The organism is Bacillus sp. ISL-75 (genome assembly GCF_018613095.1).
In genome coordinates, this window is the sequence record NZ_JAGGQX010000038.1 from 94,769 (window position 1) to 119,397 (window position 24,629).

The 24,629-nt window shown below is 39.4% G+C and carries 21 protein-coding genes; 2 read left to right on the top strand and 19 right to left on the bottom strand.

Annotated elements, in window-relative coordinates; all coding sequences use genetic code 11:
* The first annotated feature begins 24 nt into the window (after positions 1 to 24).
* Both J7E63_RS16400 and J7E63_RS16405 read left to right on the top strand, forming a co-directional pair.
* Positions 25 to 900, top strand: coding sequence for a nuclease-related domain-containing protein (locus J7E63_RS16400; protein WP_215014312.1), 876 nt, complete (start codon positions 25 to 27; stop codon positions 898 to 900).
* Between the two features lie 170 nt (positions 901 to 1,070).
* Positions 1,071 to 1,244 (top strand): hypothetical protein, encoded by a 174-nt coding sequence (locus tag J7E63_RS16405; RefSeq protein WP_215014314.1) that lies wholly within the window; start codon positions 1,071 to 1,073, stop codon positions 1,242 to 1,244.
* 269 nt (positions 1,245 to 1,513) lie between these two features.
* Here the strand turns inward: J7E63_RS16405 and J7E63_RS16410 are convergent, their stop codons facing one another.
* The 19 genes from J7E63_RS16410 to J7E63_RS16495 form a co-directional block, all read right to left on the bottom strand.
* On the bottom strand, positions 1,514 to 2,509 hold the full coding sequence (locus tag J7E63_RS16410; RefSeq protein WP_215014316.1) for a zinc-dependent alcohol dehydrogenase family protein: 996 nt from the start codon (positions 2,507 to 2,509) through the stop codon (positions 1,514 to 1,516).
* Positions 2,510 to 2,714: 205 nt separating this feature from the next.
* Entirely contained in the window at positions 2,715 to 3,956 is a 1,242-nt protein-coding gene (locus J7E63_RS16415; RefSeq protein ID WP_215014318.1) for a Bcr/CflA family multidrug efflux MFS transporter, read from the bottom strand.
* 539 nt (positions 3,957 to 4,495) lie between these two features.
* Positions 4,496 to 4,576 carry a putative holin-like toxin gene (locus J7E63_RS30550; protein ID WP_373408536.1) on the bottom strand — a complete coding sequence of 27 codons (81 nt, stop codon included), beginning with the start codon at positions 4,574 to 4,576 and terminating at the stop codon, positions 4,496 to 4,498.
* 278 nt (positions 4,577 to 4,854) lie between these two features.
* Positions 4,855 to 5,229, bottom strand: a complete 375-nt coding sequence (locus J7E63_RS16420) for a FixH family protein (protein WP_215014320.1) — start codon at positions 5,227 to 5,229, stop codon at positions 4,855 to 4,857.
* Positions 5,230 to 5,454: 225 nt separating this feature from the next.
* A complete protein-coding gene (locus tag J7E63_RS16425; protein ID WP_215014322.1) occupies positions 5,455 to 6,294 on the bottom strand; it encodes a formate/nitrite transporter family protein in 840 nt (279 codons plus the stop codon).
* A 57-nt stretch (positions 6,295 to 6,351) separates the two neighbouring features.
* Complete coding sequence (gene nirD / locus J7E63_RS16430) at positions 6,352 to 6,684, bottom strand: nitrite reductase small subunit NirD (protein ID WP_215014324.1); 333 nt, start codon at positions 6,682 to 6,684, stop codon at positions 6,352 to 6,354.
* A 36-nt stretch (positions 6,685 to 6,720) separates the two neighbouring features.
* Complete coding sequence (gene nirB, locus J7E63_RS16435) at positions 6,721 to 9,135, bottom strand: nitrite reductase large subunit NirB (RefSeq protein WP_215014326.1); 2,415 nt, start codon at positions 9,133 to 9,135, stop codon at positions 6,721 to 6,723.
* Between the two features lie 901 nt (positions 9,136 to 10,036).
* Positions 10,037 to 11,521, bottom strand: coding sequence for a glutamate synthase subunit beta (locus J7E63_RS16440; protein ID WP_215014329.1), 1,485 nt, complete (start codon positions 11,519 to 11,521; stop codon positions 10,037 to 10,039).
* Positions 11,522 to 11,524: 3 nt separating this feature from the next.
* Positions 11,525 to 16,114, bottom strand: coding sequence for a glutamate synthase large subunit (gene gltB / locus J7E63_RS16445; RefSeq protein WP_215014331.1), 4,590 nt, complete (start codon positions 16,112 to 16,114; stop codon positions 11,525 to 11,527).
* A 419-nt stretch (positions 16,115 to 16,533) separates the two neighbouring features.
* Entirely contained in the window at positions 16,534 to 16,869 is a 336-nt protein-coding gene (locus J7E63_RS16450) for a DUF1904 family protein (RefSeq protein ID WP_215014333.1), read from the bottom strand.
* A gap of 57 nt (positions 16,870 to 16,926) precedes the next feature.
* Positions 16,927 to 18,012, bottom strand: a complete 1,086-nt coding sequence (locus J7E63_RS16455) for an NAD(P)/FAD-dependent oxidoreductase (RefSeq protein ID WP_215014335.1) — start codon at positions 18,010 to 18,012, stop codon at positions 16,927 to 16,929.
* Positions 18,013 to 18,342: a (2Fe-2S)-binding protein gene (locus tag J7E63_RS16460; RefSeq protein WP_215014344.1), complete on the bottom strand. Its 330-nt coding sequence runs from the start codon at positions 18,340 to 18,342 to the stop codon at positions 18,013 to 18,015. It abuts the gene before it with no gap.
* A 34-nt stretch (positions 18,343 to 18,376) separates the two neighbouring features.
* Complete coding sequence (locus tag J7E63_RS16465; RefSeq protein WP_215014346.1) at positions 18,377 to 19,465, bottom strand: NAD(P)/FAD-dependent oxidoreductase; 1,089 nt, start codon at positions 19,463 to 19,465, stop codon at positions 18,377 to 18,379.
* Positions 19,455 to 19,778, bottom strand: a complete 324-nt coding sequence (locus J7E63_RS16470) for a (2Fe-2S)-binding protein (RefSeq protein ID WP_215014348.1) — start codon at positions 19,776 to 19,778, stop codon at positions 19,455 to 19,457. The genes J7E63_RS16465 and J7E63_RS16470 overlap by 11 nt, the downstream gene beginning before the upstream one ends.
* Positions 19,779 to 19,793: 15 nt before the next feature.
* The gene (locus J7E63_RS16475) at positions 19,794 to 20,594 is read right to left on the bottom strand and encodes an ABC transporter permease (protein WP_215014350.1); all 801 of its coding nucleotides are present in this window, start codon (positions 20,592 to 20,594) and stop codon (positions 19,794 to 19,796) included.
* Positions 20,591 to 21,511, bottom strand: coding sequence for an ABC transporter permease (locus J7E63_RS16480; RefSeq protein ID WP_215014352.1), 921 nt, complete (start codon positions 21,509 to 21,511; stop codon positions 20,591 to 20,593). The genes J7E63_RS16475 and J7E63_RS16480 overlap by 4 nt, the downstream gene beginning before the upstream one ends.
* 14 nt (positions 21,512 to 21,525) lie before the next feature.
* Positions 21,526 to 22,584 carry an ABC transporter ATP-binding protein gene (locus J7E63_RS16485; RefSeq protein ID WP_215014524.1) on the bottom strand — a complete coding sequence of 353 codons (1,059 nt, stop codon included), beginning with the start codon at positions 22,582 to 22,584 and terminating at the stop codon, positions 21,526 to 21,528.
* Between the two features lie 15 nt (positions 22,585 to 22,599).
* Positions 22,600 to 23,688, bottom strand: coding sequence for an ABC transporter substrate-binding protein (locus J7E63_RS16490; protein ID WP_215014354.1), 1,089 nt, complete (start codon positions 23,686 to 23,688; stop codon positions 22,600 to 22,602).
* Between the two features lie 184 nt (positions 23,689 to 23,872).
* Positions 23,873 to 24,589: a GntR family transcriptional regulator gene (locus J7E63_RS16495; RefSeq protein ID WP_215014356.1), complete on the bottom strand. Its 717-nt coding sequence runs from the start codon at positions 24,587 to 24,589 to the stop codon at positions 23,873 to 23,875.
* Positions 24,590 to 24,629: the final 40 nt, after the last annotated feature.

The window sequence follows — 24,629 nt, forward strand, 5'->3', positions numbered from 1 at the left end:
ATCTGGTAGACAAGGAGAAATGAAATGACCTGGATAATTATTTCCACAGTACTATCTGCATCTGTCGCTTGGCTTATTTTTATCGTAAAAAAGGAAAAGGCGAAACAAAAAGAAATGAGAAGCAACCATTTCCAAGAGGTAACAGCCATTAAAGAATGGCAAAAGGCTTCGATGGAAACAGCAGCAACTAAATTCGATGAGAAGGTCATGCTTTTGAACGAATCATTCCACCGTGAAATAGAAAAACTGTTGATCGAAAATGAAGTGATTCGGAAAAATTATCGAAACGGTGAGGAAATCATTACCCATCAGTTCCTTGAAAATTTCAAATCAGATCTAGTTAGAAAAACACTTATTTCACCAGATGAAATGATCATAATGCCGAACATTTTTATTCCAGAGATAAACGGTACTTCGCGGCAGATCGATCACATCGTCCTTTTATCAACCGGTATATATGTAATAGAAACAAAACACTGGAAAGGCCACATCGTTTTGGGATTAAAAAGGATGGGCAGCCACAAGTTTTCGTTCTTAACAGAGATAGTAGACAGTGAAAAAGAGGAAACGCTCGTATTTGATAAGGATGAGTCGGGAGCTTTAACTGTGAAGACGTATGAAAATCCAATTAGTCAGGTTCAGGAGACCGCCGTCATCCTATCCAATTATTTACAAAATCAAGATATTACAACATGGATCAACACCTTGGTATTCTTTAATTACGATGAAAATGGAAAAGAGGTTCACGATTGGTCGGATAACAGCATCGTAAAACGGGTTTCAGATAAAGAACAGTTACAACAGTATTTTATCCATGAGCTTACCTCCAAAGATAGAATCTATGGGGCTTTTCAGCTTCAAAATATTAAGCATCTGATCGAACACGCTCATTATAAATAAGTGGGCAACAATTGATAATCCCACACATTTGCAGAAACATAGTCATGGTGGTTGGCTCCCCATGACTTTCATTTAACCAAATAAGTGAAAGCGTTCACAAATAAGTGTGGTAATCGCTTTCAAAATCGTATATAATTATATTAAAATTATAACTTGAGAGGTGAAACAACATGAAAGAATATATATTTCTTCTAGAAGAACCAGTGGGTACTAGAGAAATTAAGATTTTAGCATCAGGAATGATGGAAGCCTTCAAAAAGGCAAAGGAATTTCGAAAAAATATTGTCCAAGGTACTAAATTAAAGGTCAATATGATCTTAAAAGGTGTTAGATATACGGATTAACCTTAGATAAAAATATATTGAAAGGAAAAATCCTAAACTATATGTTCTTATTAAGATTAATAGTAGATCAATAAAGGAGAACACATTCGCTGGTTAACGAAATGCGTTCTCCTTTTAATTTATATATTTAAAAACTTGGTTTCATTAGTGAGAGTATATCCTTAAATGCAAACATCCGGTTAAGAAAAACGCGACAAATTCAGCACTTATCTTTTTCATCTGTTAAGAGTGGTGTTTTTTGTAATCGGATACGTGCAGACCTGTGCTAATTACCATTCATTTGTTATTACGACCTTTCCAATTGCCTTTTTAGATTCCAGTAAAGAATGTGCTTCCTTTACTTCATCAAAATTAAAAACTCTTTCATCGATTAAAGGCTTGAGTTTCCCTTCCTCTACAAGCTTCGTTACTTCTATCAAAATCTTCCCGTATTCCTGCCTTTTCTCCTTATTAATTACTTTTAAAAGCATGAAGGTAATATGTAAGGTTAGTGCCTTGGCATGAAGAAGAGACAAATCATGCGTTGAGCGCGCCGCGATTGCTAATACTGTTCCGTATGTGGCAGCAGCTTGGAACGATCGATCGAGATTTTCGCCACCAACAGTATCAAACACAATGTCAAACCCTTTTCCATCTGTATGTTCCTTTACGTACTCCTCCACTGATTGTTCCCGATAATTGATGGACACATCTGCACCCAAACGCCTTCCTATGCTTAACTTTTCCTCAGATGAAGCCGTTGTGAACACTTTGGCACCGGCTAGCTTTGCTAGTTGAATTGCCACATGACCTACCCCGCCTGTGGCAGCATGAACAAGGACCGTTTGTCCGTTTTGAACATTTGCACGATTATAAAGTGACTCCCATGCAGTAATTGCTACTAGAGGAAGCGCCGCTGCTTGTGCCATCGTAATATTTTTTGGTTTAGGAGCTAGAAGCTGCACATCCGCAAGCATATATTCAGCAATTGCACCGCCTGTTCCTTTAAAACCACCTGCGCAACCAAAGACTTCATCACCAACCTTAAACTCTGTTACTCCTTCTCCGACCTCTACAACAACTCCTGCTACATCGCCGTGTAACACCGCCGGAAACTCAGGTGCAACTGCTGGTACCGCTCCGCCGCGAATCTTTGTATCAATCGGATTTACACTTATTGCTTTTACTTGAATAACAACATGCCCAGGAATTGCTTCAGGCTTAGGAAGCTCAGCAATCTCGAAAACAGATGGATCTCCAAATCTTTTAATCACCTGTGCTTTCATTTTGTTATCACACTCCTCTCCTATCATTTTACTATAAGCCTCGACAAATTTTAAAAAAATGCGAATCTTGGAATTATCATTTACTAACCTGCGCCCTCAAGCTGCGAAGATCCATCCGTACGTTTAACGTTAGATTAATAGTAGATCAATAAAGGAGAACCCATTCGCTGGTTAACGAAATGTGTTCTCCTTTTAATTTATATTTTTAGATACTGGGTTTCTTTACTGAGCACTGCTCATTGGATAGTTGTATCCCAAGCGTTGCTTTTCGTACCAATACAAAATAGGAAAGGAAAGCCAGTAAACTGGAGCAAGAGATAATGACGCCCATAGGAACGCCTGAATACGCCCCTGCTACTCCCACAAGTGGAGCCGTTAATGAGCCAAGTACAAATGGCAATAAACCTAATAATGCAGAGGCACTACCCGCAATATGTCCTTGGTTTTCAATCGCTAAAGTAAAAGACGTGGTACCAATAATACTGATGGAAGATACAAAAAAGAAAATCGGAATCGCAACTGCGAGAAGCGGTGCGTTTAATAGTAGAGCGATGAGTAAACCTGCACCCGCTATATTAGCGATGGCTAAACCTATTTTTAAGAAAGTCCGCTCCGAAATAGTGTCTGCAAAGCGGCCGACCAACTGACTTCCAATAATTAATGCTAATCCATTGGTCCCAAATAATAAACTAAATTGCTGCGGTGTGACTTCGTAAATATTCTGATAGACAAATGGAATCCCAGATACATAGGCAAAGATTCCTGCAACAGTAAATCCTTGAGTCAGTGCGTACCCCATGAACGTTCGATCTCTGAATAAAGAACCAAAGTTGTTCATGATTTGTGGTAAATTGCTTGGAACACGGTTTTCTGTTGGCAGCGTTTCTTCTAATTTTAAAGCAACCGTGAAGAGCAGCACCGCACCTACACAAGCCAATGCAATAAAAACCCCATGCCAATTGGTAAAAGCAAGAATCCCCCCTCCAGCAATCGGTGCAACGATCGGCCCGAGGTTCCCCACTAACACCATCATCGTAAAGAACTTGGTCAGTTCCCTCCCACTAAAGAGGTCTCGAACAATCGCTCTAGAGATTACAAGTCCGCCGGCAGCAGCAAAGCCCTGGACTAATCGAGCGATGATAAGGAAATAGATATTGGGCGCCAACGCACATGTTATAGATGCAAGTAGGTACAGGGTAATAAATATGAGCAAGGGTTGTCGGCGGCCTTTCACATCACTTAAAGGACCAATAACCAATTGTCCTAATCCCAGGCCTAATAAACAGGAGGTTAAACTAATTTGTACAAGTGAAGCCGTTGTATGAAAATCTTTTACAATCGTTGGAAAAGACGGTAAATACGTATCGATTGTAAAGGGTCCTAACAATCCAAGTGATCCAAGAAGTATTGCAAGCTGTATTCGTTTTTTTCCACTAGGTTTATTCAATGTCCATCGCCTTTCTATAAAAGAAGTATTTTTTGCTCGTTGCAATTATTTCGAAATCCAAAATAATAAATTTTATTATAACCTGAGCCTTGCTCAGGGGTAAACAATTAAATTATATGGAAACGATTTCAATTTTCGCCTTTTTTGCTCCGTCCCTTTGCTTTATAGTAAAATCCAATTTAATTATCTCCTTTATAGTAAGATCAAGCCGGACATGAAAAGGATATTTTACAAGCAATGAAGACAGTAAACAAAGCAAATCTGGGCAGATCCTTTTATTCCAACAGAATTAAAGGTCCAAGTTTTAATAGTCTGCTAACTTGTATCAGATTTTTATTTATGTAAAGAAAATGTGTGAACCTAATCTTTTAAAAAATTTGGAAATAGTAATGGTATAGGTTATAATAAAACCAATTATTGAATAAATTAAAAAAGACCCAACATGCAGTAACATGTCCGGTCCAGCAATAGACGGTTCCCTCAAAGGGGATCAACTATGGAGTGAGTAATCCACCCGAGCCTCTAAACTCAAGGGTGGATTATTTTTGTTTAAATGACAGTACGGCTACGATTAAACTAGCAAAAGCAATCGTAATCATTAAAGCTTCAAAAACTGTCATTCAGCATCACCCCCTTTCTATTGGGAGTGTGCCGACCACCCTTAAGAAATCCTATTCTATTGCATTAATATTTTATCATATCTCTAACAAATATAGAACATATGTTTCCTTTAGTAAAACGTTTTTTTAAGTAAATATTATTTAATACTTTATTTAATTCATTACGTTTTCATTATTATCTTTGATTTGTCTCTATAGAAGCTTAAAGTCCTGATAGTTGGTGAACTCTAATCCTCTAACATTATATTCCCACTCATTTCGAATTCGTAAATTGGGTACTATTGTGCCACATTGTAAACAATCGAGAATCTTTTTTCACCCATCCATTTTTCTCCGTTGTCATCTATTTTGATGGTAGCCGTATAATCCCCTTCCATTTCAAATGTAGCTTGTCCAACATATACTCCATTTTCTGTTTCCTGCATTTTCATAGAAATATCTCCATGACTCATCCCTTGCATATCCAAATCTGCGCTAACCTTCGCACCTTTTACTGGTTTACCTTCTCGATCTAAAATCTTAATTTGTATGGGAGTAGATTGATCTGGTGTAAATGATTTGGGAGTAACTAGCTTAATCTCAAAATTATTTGAACTGCAGCCTGTTATCAGAATTAAAATGAGGCTAATAATTAAATTCGTACATTTGTTCATTACTCCCCATCCTTTCTTTAGTTTTATCTTGTTGAAATTAAATGAGGCACTCACCATTTAAGATTATCATCCAAAACCATGACAGATACAAATATTTAATTTGAACGGAAGGGATATATGCTAACCTGCCTCGTTAGCAATTTTCTTGTTTCACAAAAAGAAAGTGCCCAAAATAATTTTTAGGGCACCCTCTTATAAGCGGTTGTTTTTATTTTAAACCTACAGTTAGGAAGAAACTCTCTTTAAATTACTAGAAAATGTAGATACTTTTTCTTTTGTAATATCTTTTTTATAACTCAAATACATGGCTAGTCCAGTAAAGATAAATCCACCTGCTAAGTTGCCAACTAATACAGGAATTTGGTTCCAAAACCACCAATCTGTTAAACTAACATCCGCACCAAACATCATACCAGCTGGGATGACAAACATATTAACAACAGCATGCTCAAACCCTTGACCAAAGAAGGTTGTAATCGGTAACCACATGGCGATAATTTTTCCAAGCGTACTTGTCGTAGTCATAGCCATAATTGCTCCCATTGTTACCATCCAGTTACAAAGCATCGCCTTTACAAAGACAACCAGTATTCCATTAGATCCCATAGCTTTATATACTGTTGTTTTAGCTTCAGCTACTTTGATGATCTTTTGCACTAACGGATGTTCAAACGTTTGACCATCATTTGTGAACGCAACATAACACAAGGCTGCATAGACAATTCCTCCAATTAGATGCCCAACAATTACCCAAAACCAGTTATAAAGCATTTCTCGGACGGTAGCTTTTTTCACTAAGACTGCTACAGGTATAAGGGCAAAATTCCCAGTGACCAGCTCAAAACCTAACAGAATGATCATAACAAAGCCGACAGGAAATATAATAGCTCCCAACATCCCAATGTTCGTTTGAAGTTCGAATAAAAAGGCTAAAGTTGTAGCAAAACCTAACAATGCTGCTCCTAAAAATCCACGCATTAGTAATTGTGAAATAGATAACTTTGCTTTCTTTGCACCTGCATCAATCATACTTTCTAAAACTTTACTTGGAATAACATAATCCATTACTACCACTTCCTTCTGTAGGATTCAGCTTTCATAGCTTTTTGAATAGACAACAAGTTATTCCTCTACTATTAAATAGACCATTTCATTTTCCACTAATGTTTGATAGGTTTTGACACATCCATGGTCTGGTGCTTGCACCTGACCGTCCTCCAAACAAATTTTCCAATCATGCATGGGGCAAAAAACATGCTCCCCACTTACAATCCCTTCACTTAAGACCCCAGCTTTATGAGGGCATTTATTTTCAACAGCCTTTATCTTTCCGCTCGATAGCTTAAATACCGCAACTTCTGTATCCTCTTTCAGCCGAACCGTTTTTCCCACGCGCTCCGGTAATTCTGAGATTAGACCAACACATACCTTTATTTTTGTCTTCTGCATATCCATTTCCTCCTCAACGAAATATTTTGGCATTTAAAAAAATTAAGACATTCCCACGGTTTCAAACAGTTCCTTCGTTGTCTTTTGATTCTCAATAATCTCTTTCCAAGGATCTCTATATATAGACAATGTTTCATCCATACGTGAGTTTAACTCCTTGCGCTTGTTTTCATCATCAAGTACTTCTTTGACATGTTTTAAGTCAACTCGTTCAATCCAAGCGGATGTACGTTCTAAATAATTTGCCGTTTCACGATAATATTGAAGATAAGCACCTGTAATTTCCATTGCTTCATCATCTGTTTTTACTTTGTAAAGTAAATCTCCTCCACGTACGTGAGTACCGCCGTTTCCGCCAACATAGATTTCCCAGCCGCCATCAATACCGATAAAACCAATATCTTTAAAACCAGATTCAGCACAGCTTCTAGGGCATGCTGAGACAGCCATTTTTACCTTATGAGGAGTTTGCAATCCTTCAAATTTCTTTTCAAGGCGAATTCCTAATCCCATGGAATCCTGTGTTCCAAAGCGGCAGAATTGCTCACCAACACATGTTTTAACGGTACGAAGTGATTTACCATAGGCATATCCTGAATTCATATCTAAATCTTCCCATACCTTCGGCAAATCATCTTTTTTCACACCAAAAAGGTCGATACGCTGTCCGCCTGTTACTTTTACTAATGGAATCTCATATTTATCAACGACATCAGCAATCCGGCGCAGATCGTTTGCATTTGTCACTCCGCCATACATTCTAGGTACAACGGAATACGTTCCATCCTTTTGAATATTGGCATGCATACGCTCATTGACAAAACGTGATTCTCTTTCATCTTGATATTCTGTTGGATGGACCATCCCTAAATAGTAGTTAAGGGCTGGGCGGCATTTTGAACAGCCTTCTTCCGTTTCCCATTCAAGAACATTCATCACCTCTTTAACATGTGTTAAGTCTTTTACTTTAATGGCTTTGACTACTTCGTCTCTTGATAAGGTTGTACAGCCACAAATCGCTTCTTTTTGAGCAGAGGCATTAAATTCGGATCCCAGAGTAAACTGAAGGACATCCGCAACCAATGGTTTACATCCTCCACAAGAGCGAGATGCACTTGTACAAGCCTTTATCCCATCAACGGTCGTACAGCCTTGTTCTAAAATGGCCTGAACAATGGTCCCTTTTGAGACACCATTACATCCACAAATGATTTCATCTGCAGACATACTGGCGACTAAACTTTCTCCTGCCTGTTGACCCATAGGCTGCAGAATCGATATTTTAGCTGTATCCGAAATGTCTGCCTGTTTATTAATCATTGAAAACAGCCGGTTCCCTTCGCTGCTGTCACCGAATAATACAGCTCCAACAATTTGATTGCCGCGAAGGACAATTTTCTTATAGATCCCATCCTGTTCATCAAAGACCTTTAATGCTTTTTTATCTTCGCCTTCTATAAAATCGCCTGCTGAAAATACTTCGACACCTGACACCTTCAATTGAGTGGACAAAATCGACCCTTTATAAGGCTCTGTATCTACACCGCAAATATGTTTAGCCAACACTTTTCCTTGTTCATACAATGGGGCGACAAGTCCGTATGGAATACCGTTATGTTCAGCACACTCCCCCACTGCATAAATATGAGGAATGTCCGTTTGTAAATAATCATTGACTACAATTCCTCTATTAACGGTAACACCAATTTCTTTTGCAAGAGCAATGTTTGGCTTAATTCCTACTGACATGACGACTAAATCTGCCTCAATTTGTGTACCATCTTTAAAGGTAACACCCTCTACGCGTTCTCCACCAATGATCGCTTCCGTATTCTTATCTAATAAAAATTTCATCCCTTGATTCTCTAATTCCTCTTTCAAAAGATTAGCAGCGGTTGGATCCAGCTGACGCTCCATTAAGTAGGATGGGAGATGAATAACAGACACATCCATCCCTAAATTCAATAATCCTCTTGCTGCTTCTAATCCTAGCAATCCTCCGCCAATGACGGCAGCCCTTTTGTATTTTTTTGAAGCTTCAACCATTTCGTCCGTATCTTTAATATCCCGGAAAGTTGTCACTCCTTTTTTATCTGCTCCTGGTATAGGAAGGATAAATGGCAAGGACCCAGTAGCTAATATTATTTCATCATATGGCTCGGTTCGGCCTGAATCAGTGGTTACTATTTTTTGAAGGGGATCTACCTTTATAACTGTTTCTCCTGTATGTAAAGTAATCGAATTTTCTTTATACCAATCCCAATCATTTAAGGTAATGTCCCTTACCTCCGTGTCTCCTTGCAATACCTTTGATAACAGAATTCGATTGTAGTTCGGATAAGGTTCTTTTCCGATAATCGTAATTTCAAAATGCTCTTTTGAGATTTTCAAGATCTCCTCAATTGTTTTTACACCTGCCATTCCATTACCAACGAGCACCAACTTCTTTTTCTTCATGTAAAATCCCCCTCAAAGTTTCGGTAAAATGAAAAATCAGTGAACTTCATTTAAAGTTACTGAAATAATCAACATTTATGAATTGCGCAAAAATAATAAAAAATTCTATTTTTTCAACCTGCGTTAGATTTTATCACATGAAAATGTTAAATAAAATACTTAATTTCCAAATTTTTTTACTGCTCTCACATTACAAACATGTTGCAAACGCTTTATCAATTGATTTAAAAAGGTTTTAAAAAAATAAAAAAATTTTAAAAAATAATTGATTTATCTCTTCCTGATCCAAGAAAAGAAACCTTTAGCTAAGTTCCCTTAAAGTCTTGCAGGAGGGTCTACTGCCCGTGAATACGGGATAAATTAAGAAATTATCACTCAAAAAGCCTAAATCATAAGAATTTAGGCTTCGGCTTTATTAATTTTCAAATAATAGAATTTAAAACTTTAGAAGGTCTTTGTTTATCTCAGATAACTCGGAACATTAATATTGTCATATTATATAACATGTAAAATACCATGTTAGAATTCCTTACATAAAACACGAAATAATGTTTGTGCAGTGTTATTATCAAAATAGAAAAGCAAACGGGCGTTGCAAAATAAGGAGGAATCATTATGAAAAAGCATAAAAATATGAATCTATTTTCTTTCATAATACTGATTGGGAGAGTCATGTTTTCTAAAAAAAACAATATCGGTTGGTCTTAGTTTAACCTTTAAGTAAAAAGAACAATAATTAAACTGTAAACCTACATAAATGTTTACTTTTAGAACGAAAAGGATTGAGCCCTGTACAATACAGAGTTCAATCCTCAGTAGTTGCTTAAAATAAATGTTAGTGTTTATTACCCTTCCGTGGCTACTGTTATCAGACATTTTATATCTAATTTGATGGATTGTTCTAAGGTAAATTAGTTTCACCCATTAAATATCTGTCACATTCCCTTGCAGCCTCTCTACCTTCATTTATGGCCCAGACAATTAGACTTTGACCTCGACGCATATCACCCGCTGCATAAACTCCTTCGATATTTGTTTTATATTTTCCATACTCAGCCATTACATTTGTTCGTTCATCTGTTTCGACATTCATTTTTTGAAGGAAGCTTGGCTCTGGACCACTAAATCCGATCGCTAGTAAGACTAACTGTGCAGGCCAGATTTTTTCTGTACCTGGAATCTCTTTTCGAATTCGCTGACCATTTTCATCGGTTTTCGTTTCAACGTTAATCGTATGAACCTCTTTGACATGACCGTTTTCATCGCCTACAAACTTTTTCGTCATCACGGCATAGGCGCGAGGATCCTCTCCAAAGACAGCCGCTGCTTCTTTTTGACCATATTCAACCCGATGAATGACTGGCCATTGCGGCCATGGATTATCATCAGCCCGAACCTCACCCTTTTTCTGATAAATATCAAACTGTGTTAAGCTTTTGCATTTATGTCTGAGAGCAGTAGCCAAACAATCTACACCTGTATCCCCGCCGCCAATGACAACCACATCTTTATCTTTGGCGGATATATAATCACCGTTCTCAAGGTTAGAATCTAATAAACTTTTTGTATTCGCATGAAGAAAATCCATTGCGTAATGGATACCTTTTAACTCTCTCCCTTCTACGTTTATATCTCGTTGCTTTGTTGCACCACCACAAAGAACGATCGCATCAAATTCTGATTGTAACGTAGCGATTGGGTAATCCCTGCCCACTTCTGTATTTGTCATAAACGTAATACCCTCTGCTTTAAGCAGATTGACTCTTCTCTCCACAACAGAATAAGGAAGCTTCATTTCAGGTATCCCATACGTTAAAAGGCCCCCAATACGATCATGACGTTCAAAAATAGTCACATGGTGCCCTGCTTTATTAAGTTGGGCAGCACAAGCCAAACCTGCTGGACCAGAGCCAACAACGGCCACCTTTTTATCCGTTCGGATTTCTGGCGGCTCCGGTTTCACCCACCCTTCCTTAAAGCCTTTACTAATAATTTCTAACTCGATTGACCGGATAGCAACCGGTGGTTCATTAATTCCAAGCACGCAAGCTCCTTCGCACGGAGCCGGACAAGCCAATCCTGTAAATTCAGGAAAGTTATTCATTTTATGTTCTCGTTTTAGGGCTTCTTTCCATTGCCCTTGAAGAACTAAATCATTCCACTCCGGGATTAAGTGATGGACGGGACAACCAGAAGTCATCCCGTTTATGATCGTGCCTGTATGACAAGTGGGAATCCCACAATCCATGCAACGAGCACCTTGTTGTTTTAATTCCTCTTCTTCAAGAGGTAACGTATAAATGTCCCAATCATCCGTTCGTGTTACAGGGTCACGTTCGGGCCTTGGTTGTCGTTCGTAATCCATGAAACCAGTTGGTTTTCCCATCGTTCACCCTCCATCTTTCATCGAATTTACAGCTTTTTTGCTTTCTTCAAATGCCAGGAGTGCTGCTTGAGGTTCACTCAACCCGCTTTCCCGCAAGGTTCTAATTCGCTCTTGCATCTCAAAATAATCTTTCGGAATCACTCGTACAAATTTCTTACTCATATCTGCCCAGCTATCTAACACTCTCATCCCATAGGGACTATGCGTATAACGAACATGGTTTTCGATGAATTGATAGACTGTTTGGAGTTCTGTCTCCTCTTGGATCGAATCAAGATACACTTGTTCTTGATTACATTTCACTCGGAAATCGTTTGTTACATCCAATACATAGGCAACTCCACCTGACATACCAGCTGCGAAGTTTTTCCCGGTTGTTCCTAATACAATGACTTTTCCACCTGTCATGTATTCACAACCATGGTCACCAACACCTTCTACAACCACATTTGCACCACTGTTCCTCACACAAAAGCGCTCTCCAGCAATTCCGCTTATATAAGCTTCGCCTGCAGTTGCCCCGTAAAATGATACATTTCCGACGATGATATTGTTTTCCCAGATAAAAGTAGCCTTTCGTGAAGGGCGAACAATAATTTTCCCCCCTGATAATCCCTTTCCGATAAAATCATTGGCATCTCCAACTAGTCTCATGGTTAATCCAGGTGGAATAAATGCACCAAAGCTTTGACCGGCAGATCCTGTAAAAGTTAGGCGAATGGTGTCCTCAGGTAACCCCTTCGCACCATAGCGTTTCGTAATTTCACTGCCTAACATGGTTCCTGCAACCCGGTTAATGTTCCGAATCGATAAAGTCGCCTCTATTGGTTCTTGGTTTTCAAGGGCTTCTTTACATAACGGGATTAATTCTTGTTTGTCTAATGTTTTATCGAGTCCGTGAACCTGTTCAACCGTTGCATAACGACTAACATGTTTAGGTACTTCAGGCTGATAGAGAAGGGCCGATAAGTCAATCCCTTTGGTTTTCCAATGGGTAATGGCTTTATTCGTCTCTAAAACATCTGTCCTTCCGATCATTTCATTTATGGTCCGGAACCCAAGTTCTGCCATGAGTTCCCTCACTTCCATAGCAATGAATCTCATAAAATTAGCAACATGCTCGGGTTCACCCGTAAACTTTTTTCGTAACTCTGGGTTTTGAGTGGCTACCCCTACAGGACATGTATCAAGGTGACAAACACGCATTAAAATACATCCAAGTACGACTAACGGTGCGGTTGAAAATCCATATTCCTCCGCACCAAGTAAGGAAGCAATCACAACATCCCGGCCTGTCATCATTTTTCCATCTGTTTCCACAACGATCCGGTCACGCAAACGATTTAAGAGCAAGGTTTGATGTGTCTCTGCCAGCCCAATTTCCCATGGTAACCCAGCATGTTTCAAGCTTGTCCTTGGTGCCGCTCCAGTTCCGCCGTCATATCCACTGATAAGAACAAGATCTGCTCTCCCTTTAGCAACACCAGCCGCAATGGTTCCTACACCAACTTCAGATACAAGCTTGACACTCACTCTTGCGGAAGGATTTGCATTTTTTAAGTTATGGATTAATTCAGCTAAATCTTCTATGGAATAAATATCATGGTGCGGCGGTGGTGAAATCAAATCTACACCTGGTGTTGAACCTCTAACCTCTGCAATCCATGGATATACTTTTTTCCCCGGAAGATGTCCCCCTTCTCCTGGTTTAGCACCTTGGGCCACCTTAATTTGGATCTCGTCGGCGTTTACTAGATAATGACTATTCACTCCGAATCGACCAGAAGCAACTTGTTTAATCGCACTACGACGCAAATCGCCATTTGGATCAGGTGTAAATCTGTTAGGGTCTTCTCCCCCTTCTCCAGAGTTACTTTTGGCACCAATTTTATTCATTGCAATCGCAAGCGATTCGTGGGCTTCACTACTTATCGAGCCGTAAGACATTGCTCCCGTTTTAAACCGTTTACAAATTTCTTCAATGGACTCCACTTCGTCTAGCGGTATTGCTTCTCGTTTTTTAAACGATAGCATGCCTCGAATCGATTGAAGATTATGCTTCGGATCTGTCAGTAAGGATGAATATTCCTTAAACAGCTTGTAATTATTTGTTCGGCAAGCTTGTTGTAACAGGTGAATCGTCCGAGGATTGTATTGATGATCTTCCCCGTCGTGGCGCCACTGAAAATCATCACCTGTTTCCAATGTCCTCTCCTCACCTCTTGACTCATCAAAGGCTCTTTTATGCCTCATCATCACTTCTTCGGCAATAATATCTAACCCGATTCCGCCTATTCGCGTGGCAGTTCGAGTAAAGTATTTATCAATAACGTCCTTGTCAATTCCGATGGCCTCAAAGATTTGTGCACCACGATAACTTTGAATGGTCGAAATCCCCATTTTCGATAGCACTTTAACGATTCCGTCTGTCGATGCCTTTATGTAAACATCAATAGCATCCTCAACCTGAATTTCACGTATATCATCCATTTCAATCAAACCTCGCAGTGACTCAAATGCTAAATACGGATGAATGGCTTCTGCCCCAAAGCCAAGTAATGCTGCGAAATGATGGACCTCTCTAGGTTCTGCTGATTCAATGATGATACTTACCTTGGAACGTGTCCCTTTTCGGATCAGGTGATGATGCAAGCCAGAAACGGCGAGTAAGGCAGGCAACGCTGTATATTCGGCATTGACTCCGCGATCAGATAAAACGAGTAAGGAAGCCCCATTGTCAATCGCGTTGTCAGCCTTCGAAAATAGATCGTCTAAAATCTGTTCAAAATGAGGAGCTTTAACAGAAAAATTGATCGATAGAGTTTCGCACTTAAAGCTAGATTTATACAGCTTGCCTAGCTGACTATTCGTCAAAATCGGGGTTTGAATTTGAATTTGTTTACAGCTCTCAGGCTCAGGTTTGATAAGGTTTCTTTCCGGGCCAATTGTTGTGACAACGGAAGTAATAATTTCCTCTCGAATCGCATCAATTGGCGGATTTGTTACTTGCGCAAACAGCTGTTTGAAATAGTTATAAAGCAGCTGTGGTTTTTTAGATAAGACCGCAAGCGGCGAATCATACCCCATAGAACCAACAGGATCCTTCCCGTCCGTTACCATTGGCTTCAAAACTTTATTTAGCTCTTCGTTTGTATACCCAAAGGCAAGTTGTTGTTTCATTCGGTCATCCATAGTAAAAACTTTTTGATGATGGCTCGTTTCAGGCAGGTCATCTATACGAACTAGATGCTTAGCCAACCAATCTTTATATGGTTGTTCAGACGCGATTTCCGCTTTAATTTCTTCATCTGGAATAATTTTGCCCTTTTCTAAATCAACAAGAAGCATTTTTCCAGGGTGAAGTCTGCCTTTATATTCAATATCATCAACAAAAATATCTAAGGCACCTACTTCAGACCCCAAAACAATCATCCCGTCTTTTGTTACATAGTACCGGGCAGGTCGCAGCCCATTTCGGTCAAGACATGCTCCTATTTGTTTCCCATCCGTAAATACAATGGCTGCAGGCCCATCCCATGGTTCCATTAAACAGCTATGAAATTCATAGAATGCTTTCTTTTCATCATCCATTGTAACGTCATTTGCCCATGGCTCAGGAATCATCATCATGGCCGTATGAGCTAGTGAACGTCCAGAAAGATGCAGAAATTCAAAACAATTATCAAACATCGAAGAATCACTGCCATCTGTATCAATGACCGGAAATAGCTTTTGATAATCGTTACCACGAAACAATTCAGATTCACAGAGGGCTTCTCTAGCCTGCATCCATTTCACGTTTCCTTTAATGGTATTAAATTCTCCATTATGGATGGTAAATCGATTTGGATGGGACCTTTCCCAACTTGGAAATGTATTGGTACTAAATCGCGAATGGACAAGGGCTAATGCCGACTTAAAGTCGCGGTGATTCAAATCAATATAAAAGGAATCGAGTTGTTCTGGAATTAACATGCCTTTATACACAATGGTTCTTGATGATAAACTACAAACGTATAGACCTTCTTGGTGTTCAAGATCAGAAGGGGAAACTTCGTTTTCTAATCGTTTTCGGATCACATATAATTTTCTTTCGAAATCACTTCTATCTTTAAGGTCGCCAGAAGGAGCGATAAACATTTGACGAATAAACGGTTTTGATTTTTTGGCTAGGTCACCGACATAAGAATCATTAACTGGTACGGTCCTCCAGCCTAGAAAAGTCTGTCCTTCCTCTTCAATGACGTTTTTAACTAATTTTTGGACCCTTTTTCTAATCTCTGGGTCTTGCGGTAAAAAGACCATACCAATCCCATACCTCCCTGCTTCAGGGAGTTCAATATTTTCTTTTTCACATTGTTTCTCAAAAAAAGAATGTGGAATTTGGGTCAGAATACCAGCACCGTCTCCAGTGCTAATGTCTGCGGATTGTCCGCCCCTGTGTTCTAAATTACATAAAATCGTTATCGCATGTTCCACGATGTCGTGTGACTTTTTTCCATTTATATTAGCGACCATTCCGATTCCACAAGCTTCATGTTCATATTCAGGCAGATATAAACCTTGTGCACTCGGATACCCAAGCTTTTTCATGACAACATCCCTTCTTAAAAAAATAGGCCTATGATATCTTCTGAAGCCAGTGCAACTACTTACATTCAAATAATGTACTTAGATATCCCCATCAATACTGAAATAATGATGGTAACGTTAATACCTTTCACATAAAAATAGTTTATACTTTTCATTTCCATTTAATTCTATCTCTAAAATAAAAGTCGTGTCAGTCAAAACCCAAGTTATTCGTAAATCGTATTCAATATGCTCTTTAGGATGCATAAAAAAACCCTCGCAGATAAAATTTACGAAGGTTTGGTACGTTTTCTGTTATTTTAGTATTAAAGGATTGTGACAGTAATAGCCTTATAATCGGAGATAAACTGTTTACGTTAATGCATATTCACTTATTTAGTATGATTAAGATTTAACTTGCTCTTTTGCCAATACAAATGTCACGATGAGGCAAAACTCTTTCCGTTCAGGTAATAAGCGGACTCCTGAAATGTGCTGAAAGCGACTTCTACTTCTGGAAAGTCTAGTGCTTGAATATGTTTGGTTACAATGCTGGCAAATTGATCTTGAATTTCCTGACCGCGATTGAACCATTTTACTTCAATTAATGGGTAACCCGGCACTTCATTCCCATCAAATACATAGGAAGAATGGACAATTTCTAAGGTGAAATTGTCCGTTCCACATGCACATAAATCCGCCAAATCTTGTACTAATGAAGTACTAACCGTTTTTACCTGATCCACTGAAACTCCTCTAATGATTAAATGTGGCATACAAATCTCTCCTGTAAGGGTTTGATAAATTTTTACTATATAAATTATGACACTAATTTATCTAAGGGCCAAATCAAACCTGCTGATGGAATAGCGATCAATTGGGATTGAAGTTTCCCCATCCAGAATTAACTCAGTCATAAGAGTCCCTATTAGCGGCGATAGAGTTACGCCGCTATGCGTAGCTGCCACATAAAGGTTTTCAATACCCGGGATATTCCCCAGAATGGGAAAACCATCTTCCGGCATGGCTCGAATTCCTGAAAAAGCGCGAACAACCTTTGCTTTTTTTAATTGCGGAACATAGTGAACAGCCATATTAGCCGTTTCTTGAATGACATCCAATGTGGTTGCTCTGTTAAATCCTTCTTCTTCCATTGAATAACCGATTAATACCTCGCCATTAAAGGCCTGTCTTAACCCGCTGATGGTATAATGTAAAAATGGTTTTAGGGGTTCGGTAACAAGAATCTGCCCTCTTAACTGGTTGACCGGAATGTTGATATCTACTAATTTTCCTAATTCTCTTGACCAGGTGCCGCCAGCAAGAATAAGATTCTTACAAACGAATGTTCCCTTTTGTGAGACAACAATGAATTTCCTAGGAAGCTTTTGAATTTCCATTACTTTATTATAAGTAGAGTAGTGAACTCCATTTTTCTGGGCCGCCCTCATATACATATCGACTAACCGAAAAGGATTTACGTTGCCATCAATGGAACTATACGTTGCGCCTGCAACCTCCGGATTGAGCGATGGTTCCTTTTCTAAGGCCTCCTCACGGGATAAAACCTTAATTTTGATGCCAATTTTTTTGTAGGCCTCCGCAAGCCGTAACGCTTTTTCGCGATCGGCTTCATTAAAAAATGGGGAAAGTCCGCCAGTCCGTTTATATTCTACATCCCCAATTTTTTTTGACAAATAAGGATAAAGTTCGGCACTGTACATATTAAACTCTGCATACCAAGAAGGTGTTTTATTATGAACCCATACCCACGCTTGTGTGGAACCTGAAGTTCCCGACAGAGGGAATTTTTGATCCAGTACCAGAATTCCTTCCTTTTTTCGTTCCGAAAGGTGATAAGCGATGCTGCTTCCGACGACCCCTCCCCCGATAATGATCGTTTCATAACTAGTTTCCATTTATCTCACCTTCCCATCCTCTAGCTCCACCTCATCTAAAACAGATTTCACCGAGGAAAATGAGGTACTATTCGTTGCTAGGGTTTCAAGCTTAATTGGACTTATCGGCATCCTCATACGCGGCAGTGGAATCTCATGAATAGGTATGCCTGTTTTCTCCTGAATTATAGTGGCCACCAGGCTATTGCATATTTTTGACTGGCATGGTCCCATGCCGCAGCGTGTCATTCTTTTAATATCATCAAATCTCTTGGCGCCATTCGAAATGACTTCCTCGATTTCTTCGTAACTGATTTCTTCACATCGACAAATAATCGTGGTTTTATCCAATTTATTCACCTTCTAGTCTCTTAATCTTTTCGAACTAAGAGATAAATTGGTCCTTAAGGACGGGATGTTCAAAGTTTTCAACATGCTGCATTCTTGCTTTCCATGCATCTGGATGAAGCTTCGTCTCAAGAATTTCGAGTTCTCTCCATAGAGACATGGTCTCGATATCGGCCTCTTGCTTACTGATAGCTCCCAGGGATTCAGAAACATTAACCCCGGCTATCATACCTGTTGTTAGTAAAACTCCCTGAGAACTGACCCCGGCAGCGTTCCCCGCTAAAAAAACATCTTCCCGGTCTGTTTGTAAAGATTTGTTGTATTGCGGGATCCAGCCTCCTAGTTCTTTTTGATAACTGAATGAACAGCCAAGCTGGTAAAAAACATCGAGAATAGGCGATCGGCCGCCATCTATACATACGACATCAATACTTACGGTAAGAATCTGTTCTCCGTTCTCGATATCAATTTCCTCTACCTTACCAATTCCCCTGGCTTCCTTAATGGAGGAATTGACATAAACTGGCATACCATTTTTTCGAACCTCTTCCTCTTTTTCTGCATCCCGTGCCGTTAAGCTTGGAGTTTTTTCAATTATCCCCTTAATCTGTACACCTAGCTCAGAAAGCTGGAGCGCAACATCCATCGCAAAGTCACTGGATCCTACGATAACGGCATGTTTACCTGGTATCACAAAATCCCGATTCATTAAGGTTTGGGCTGCACCTATGGTCATGACTCCCGGAAGCGTCCATTTCGGAAAAGCAAGGGCATTTTCAGCCGCACCCGTAGCCACGATTATTTTTTTCGCTTTTAGAGGGAATACATTGACCTCATCGGAAATACCAACACTTCCATCCTTGTAAAAACCAATCACTCGATGACCTAGCAAACAACGAATAGAGTAATCTTCTAATTGTTTCGTTAAAAGATCGGCCAACTCAAACCCGCGCATAGGTTGATAGGAAGAAGGCAGCGAATGAAGGACTTGGGTCTGTTGAATTAATTGTCCGCCCATTGAAAGAGATTCTTCTACTATGGTTACATCTAAGCCTCTAGATGCTGTTTCCAAAGCAGCTGTTAGACCTGAGGGACCAGCACCAATAATTAGAACATCAGTCTCCACGGCATTCACTCCTTACGTCTGGATCTCCATCATTCGGATAAATCTTCATGCCTTCTTCGACCTTCGTCATGCACGTTCGTACATGATCCTCCCCATTTACCGTCATATAGCAGCTGCAGCATCTGCCCCGCGAGCAAAACAAGCCTCTTGGCTGAATTAAATTCCTACTCTGCCCTAATTTTTTTATTTCATTGGCTAACAATGCTGCAGCGACGGATTGGTGTTCATAAGCTTTATACGGTTCATCATTAAAGTAGATTGTTACTTGTTTTTGAAGCTGTTCCCCCAATACGGGATGATGTTTAATGTGCATAAAAACACCTACTTATTAATTTTTCGATTCAAATACTTTTCCTACGCCTAATACTCTTTCGATGACAATCATTAATACGACTGTTAAAAGAATCATGATACTAGAAACAGAGGTAATGATAGGATCATACTGATACTGCATATAGGTATAAATCCGCACTGGCAGCGTAACCACATCGGTACTGACAATAAATAGGGCAACGGTTAAGTCGTCGAAAGAGGTAATGAAGGCAAAAATAGCTCCTGCTATTACACCCGATTTAATGATAGGAAGTGTAATTTGAAAAAATACCCTGAGGCTTCCCGCCCCTAGATTCATAGCCGCTTGCTCGATCGTGCGGTCGAAGCCTACTAAACTGGCAACAACCAGGCGCATGACAAAGGGGATGGTTAAGATTATATGACCAATAATTAAAGCTGCCGGGCTCGCGGCCAAACCAATCCAGGAATAAAACTGCAAAAGAGCCACCCCAAATACAACGGAGGGGATCAAGAGAGGTGAACCAACTAATTGCATGATGGCTGTTTTCCCTCTAAATTGATATCTGACAACAGCAATAGAAGCCATCGTTCCGATAATCGTTGAAAGGATTGATGTCCCAAATGCAACGCTAATACTGAGCATAAAGGACTGCATAAATTCAGGATGATTGATTAATTCGACATACCACCTGAACGTGATCCCTTTGGGAGGAAACACGATAAACTCAGTGGTTGTCAGGGAAGACAATAAAACAACGACAATCGGGGCAGCCAAAAAGATGTAAACGATCAGACAAAAGAAATTTAAGCCGAATTTTGGTAATGCCTTCCTCATTGAATGGCCACCCCTTTTTTGGAACTAGTTAGCAATTTGCTATAAATAATGATGGTAATAGTGGCAATAAAGATTAATAGGAACCCAATTGCCGACCCATAAGGCCAATTCAGCATGATACCAACCTGTTCATATGTAAGGAATGACATCACTTTTACCTGAGGCCCCCCTAGAATCGCAGGAGTAACAAAGGAACTCACGCCTAAACTAAAAACCATAACGGAACCAGCAAATATTCCAGGCAGCGTTAAAGGCAAGATGACGGAAAAGAAGGTTCGAATCGAGCTGGCACCTAAATTTTGTGAAGCTCGGATCACAGAAGGGTCGATTCTATCAAGCGAACCCATAATACTTAACACCATATAAGGAAATAACACGTGCACCATTCCTATGACTACGCTAAACTCCGTATAGAGCAAGGTTAATGGTTTATCAATCAACCCAAAATTCATTAACGTATGATTGATTACTCCATTATTGGACAACAAAATGACCCAGCCATAACAACGGATTACCATGCTGATTAACAGGGGTGACAGAACTAAAAGGGTTAAATAATTCTTAATCCTTCCCTTTGCTTTTGTAATTTGATAGGCTACTGGGAACGAAATAACAATCGCAGCCAGTGTAGTAATCAGCGCTATTTTGACCGTCCGCCATATAACCCCAAGATAGAATTTATCTGTAATAAATTTAATATAATTCTGTAGCGTCCAATCATTGCCAATCCCGCTTGCTGCGTCAAAAGTCTTAAAGCTTGTGATAAAAAGGAAGAACAACGGAAGCAAAAAGAAGAAAATAAAAATACCGAGGGTCGGAAGTAATAAAAGCAAATAATCAAGCTTTTTTTTCGTTAAGTGCTTTTTTTTCTCCCTGAATAGCAGTTCCTGTTCCTGATACGCTGTTTCAGCCTGCATTGGATAGAGTCACCTCACTTTTTGGTAGCTAATAAATCCTCTGGATTCCATTTAATACATACATGTTTCCCCTCTTGAACCAGATCAGGATTTAACGAAACATTGGAAATATCAGCAATGAATTGTTTCTCCTTGTTTACTAAAATGTACCGGGTTTTCGCACCCAAAAACATTTTCCTTTCCACGCTAACCTGAAGACCATCACTATTTTCTATCGAAATTTGTATTTTTTCAGGCCTAATATAAAAGTCAATCACAGAATCCTTCGGCTGGTGAACCGAAAGAACCTGCTCATAGCCGTCAAAAGACACTAAACATTGATTATCACTTAGTGCCTCGAGCACCTGACCTTGAATCTGGTTTACTTCGCCAATAAACCTAGAGACGAAATCAGTCTGAGGGTAGTTGTAAATGGCCACTGGAGTATCGACCTGTTCAATTCTGCCTTCATACATAACCGCTATTCTGTCTGAAATCGCAAGTGCCTCTTCCTGATCATGAGTTACAAAAATGGTGGTAATCCCAACCTTTTTTTGAATTTCCACGATTTCTTCACGCATTTCTTGACGGAGTTTGGCATCCAAATTGCTTAATGGTTCATCAAGAAGCAAAACTTTCGGCTTGATCACGAGTGCTCTTGCTAGTGAAACACGCTGCTGCTGACCACCGGACAGCTCCTTTGGATAGCGTTTTTCATAGCCTGCCAGCCGGACCATCTCAAGCGCTTCTGTAACACGGGTATGAATCTCGCTTTTACTAACCTTGCGAAGCTTTAAACCATAGGCAACATTATCAAATACGGTCATGTGGGGAAAGAGAGCATAGTTTTGAAAAACCATGCCCATTTCTCTTTTATTAGGAGGAAGCAGGTGAACAGGCTTCCCATCCACCACGATTCTTCCGCCGTCTACATCTAGAAACCCAGCAATCATATTTAAGGTAGTTGTTTTTCCGCAGCCTGATGGCCCAAGGAAAGAAACAAGCTCACCCTGCTTGATTTCAAGGTTCATCTTTTTTACAACTTCTGTTTTATTAAAGGTTTTTACTACGTTTTCAAGGCATAAATAGCTCATCATTTCACCCCTTCATTAGTGGGTCACTTCAATTTCTTTATTTGCTCTCTCTGTCCATTCAGCTCTCTTTGTATTGACATACTCCCAATCTACTTTAACAAGCTTTGCAATTTCATCTTCACTGTAAACGATCTTCTTGGTAATATCCCCATCTAGTTTCACGTTTTTATTGACAGGACCGTCAAATAAAGCGTTTGCAAATTCCACTTGGGTATCTTCACTTAAAATAAAATTAACAAACTTTTGGGCCAGCTCTTCATTTGGAGCGCCTTTTACCACACTAACCGTTGCCATAAGTGCAGGGGCACCCTCCTCTGGTATCACATACTCAATTGGGAATCCTGTATCTTGCAGGGTGTACACGCGGCTGCTTCCCCACGCACTTGCAACTGTTTGACCTTGTAAGAAGTAGTTAGAAACATCAGCGGTTTTATCAAATGTCACTGCGTTTTTAGCAATTTCCTTCATTTTTTCAAATCCAGGTTCAATATCCTGCGCGCTTCCGCCGTTTGCTATAGCTGACATGAGAAGCATATGCACTCCGTACGTATTGGCGATGGATGGCAGAACTAATTTATCTTTAAACTTAGGATCTGCTAAGTCATTCCAGGATTTAACCGGCTCCCAGCCATTTTGTTTAAAGGTATCTTTGTTATAAGCTAATCCCGTCGTAATAATCCCAAAACCAACTCCGATCTTGTCCTTATCTTTGGCAATATCATAGACATCTTTCAGGTTTGTCACAATACTCTCATCTAATGGTGCTAGTAAACCAAAAGCTTTTGCCTGAGCCTGCGGTCCATCATCCATGAAAGCGACATCGATTTGCGGCTTATCCTTTTGTGCCTGAAGTTTTGACAGTGTATCAACAGAACTTCCGGTAATATACTTCACTTTCACACCGTATTCCTTTTCAAACTTTGGAATAAGTGTCTCTTTCATCTTTTTTTCATAGCTTCCACCATAGGCAGCAAATACTAATGTTTTTCCGCCTTCACCTGCTGATTTTTCAGACGAATTGCCCGTTTGGCTGCTGCACGCAGAAATAATACCCAGAACAAGAATAATTAATAGAGCTAACGACACTTTTCTTTTTTTCATCATTACTCCTCCTCAAATATAGATATCTCTCATATGTGGCAATACTTTAGCTACTCGACTTTCCTCCCTTTCCTTTTAAATTATTTTAGTAATCATTGATGTAATTTTTTAAATTTTCAGATAATCGCTTTCAAAAAAATATAATATTATAATCTATTAAGTTATAATATTATACATTTATTCTTATCTAAAAATGAATCTCAGTATAATAGGTAACTTGATCATGGCGTACATAAAATTTTGAGTATTCAATTACCTTTCCCTGCTTGGTATACGTAAACCTCTCCCATTCAAACACAGGTGTACCTGGTTCAACCTGAAGCCATTCTGCCATTTCACCTAAAGCAATATACGGCTTAATTAATAGCCTGGCTCTTCCTAACAAAATATGAAACTTATTTCTCAGAATATTGTAGATAAGTTCATTATTTATATCATTTGGAGTCAGGCCAGGACATTGATCATAGGGCAGATACGAGTACTCAAGTGCAACTGGAACATCATTCTCAATTTTTAAACGCTTGATCTTAATGATTTTTGCTTCAGGCTGCAATTCTAGTTTTTCTGCCACCTCGTTTTCCGCATTTTCAATCGAAAAACCGAGTAATTCATGCGGATGTTCCTCTTCTTCTGTTGTTTTGGAGAAGAACACATTAATATCTTGTTCATTAGTGGAACCCGCTACAAAAGTACCTTTCCCTCTTTGCCGGTAAAGATACCCTTTGTTTACCAATTCAATGACCGCCCGTTTGACCGTAATGGTACTCACATCAAACAGATCAGCTAATTCCTGTTCAGTTGGCAGCTGATAACCTATATCCCACTGCTTGGATTTAATTTTTTCCTCTAATACCAGTTCCACTTGACGATAGAGAGGAACATGATTATGTTTATCTATTTTCATAAAATCACACCTAATTTATAATATTATAACTTTATAACCT

What these genes read in the sequence shown, in the direction of transcription:
- J7E63_RS16400 (WP_215014312.1), top strand. Translation starts at nt 25, where the DNA reads ATGACCTGGATAATTATTTCCACAGTACTATCTGCATCTGTCGCTTGG.
- J7E63_RS16405 (WP_215014314.1), top strand. Translation starts at nt 1,071, where the DNA reads ATGAAAGAATATATATTTCTTCTAGAAGAACCAGTGGGTACTAGAGAA.
- J7E63_RS16410 (WP_215014316.1), bottom strand. Translation starts at nt 2,509, where the DNA reads ATGAAAGCACAGGTGATTAAAAGATTTGGAGATCCATCTGTTTTCGAG.
- J7E63_RS30550 (WP_373408536.1), bottom strand. Translation starts at nt 4,576, where the DNA reads ATGACAGTTTTTGAAGCTTTAATGATTACGATTGCTTTTGCTAGTTTA.
- J7E63_RS16420 (WP_215014320.1), bottom strand. Translation starts at nt 5,229, where the DNA reads ATGAACAAATGTACGAATTTAATTATTAGCCTCATTTTAATTCTGATA.
- J7E63_RS16425 (WP_215014322.1), bottom strand. Translation starts at nt 6,294, where the DNA reads ATGGATTATGTTATTCCAAGTAAAGTTTTAGAAAGTATGATTGATGCA.
- nirD (WP_215014324.1), bottom strand. Translation starts at nt 6,684, where the DNA reads ATGGATATGCAGAAGACAAAAATAAAGGTATGTGTTGGTCTAATCTCA.
- nirB (WP_215014326.1), bottom strand. Translation starts at nt 9,135, where the DNA reads ATGAAGAAAAAGAAGTTGGTGCTCGTTGGTAATGGAATGGCAGGTGTA.
- J7E63_RS16440 (WP_215014329.1), bottom strand. Translation starts at nt 11,521, where the DNA reads ATGGGAAAACCAACTGGTTTCATGGATTACGAACGACAACCAAGGCCC.
- gltB (WP_215014331.1), bottom strand. Translation starts at nt 16,114, where the DNA reads ATGAAAAAGCTTGGGTATCCGAGTGCACAAGGTTTATATCTGCCTGAA.
- J7E63_RS16450 (WP_215014333.1), bottom strand. Translation starts at nt 16,869, where the DNA reads ATGCCACATTTAATCATTAGAGGAGTTTCAGTGGATCAGGTAAAAACG.
- J7E63_RS16455 (WP_215014335.1), bottom strand. Translation starts at nt 18,012, where the DNA reads ATGGAAACTAGTTATGAAACGATCATTATCGGGGGAGGGGTCGTCGGA.
- J7E63_RS16470 (WP_215014348.1), bottom strand. Translation starts at nt 19,778, where the DNA reads ATGCACATTAAACATCATCCCGTATTGGGGGAACAGCTTCAAAAACAA.
- J7E63_RS16475 (WP_215014350.1), bottom strand. Translation starts at nt 20,594, where the DNA reads ATGAGGAAGGCATTACCAAAATTCGGCTTAAATTTCTTTTGTCTGATC.
- J7E63_RS16480 (WP_215014352.1), bottom strand. Translation starts at nt 21,511, where the DNA reads ATGCAGGCTGAAACAGCGTATCAGGAACAGGAACTGCTATTCAGGGAG.
- J7E63_RS16485 (WP_215014524.1), bottom strand. Translation starts at nt 22,584, where the DNA reads ATGAGCTATTTATGCCTTGAAAACGTAGTAAAAACCTTTAATAAAACA.
- J7E63_RS16490 (WP_215014354.1), bottom strand. Translation starts at nt 23,688, where the DNA reads ATGATGAAAAAAAGAAAAGTGTCGTTAGCTCTATTAATTATTCTTGTT.
- J7E63_RS16495 (WP_215014356.1), bottom strand. Translation starts at nt 24,589, where the DNA reads ATGAAAATAGATAAACATAATCATGTTCCTCTCTATCGTCAAGTGGAA.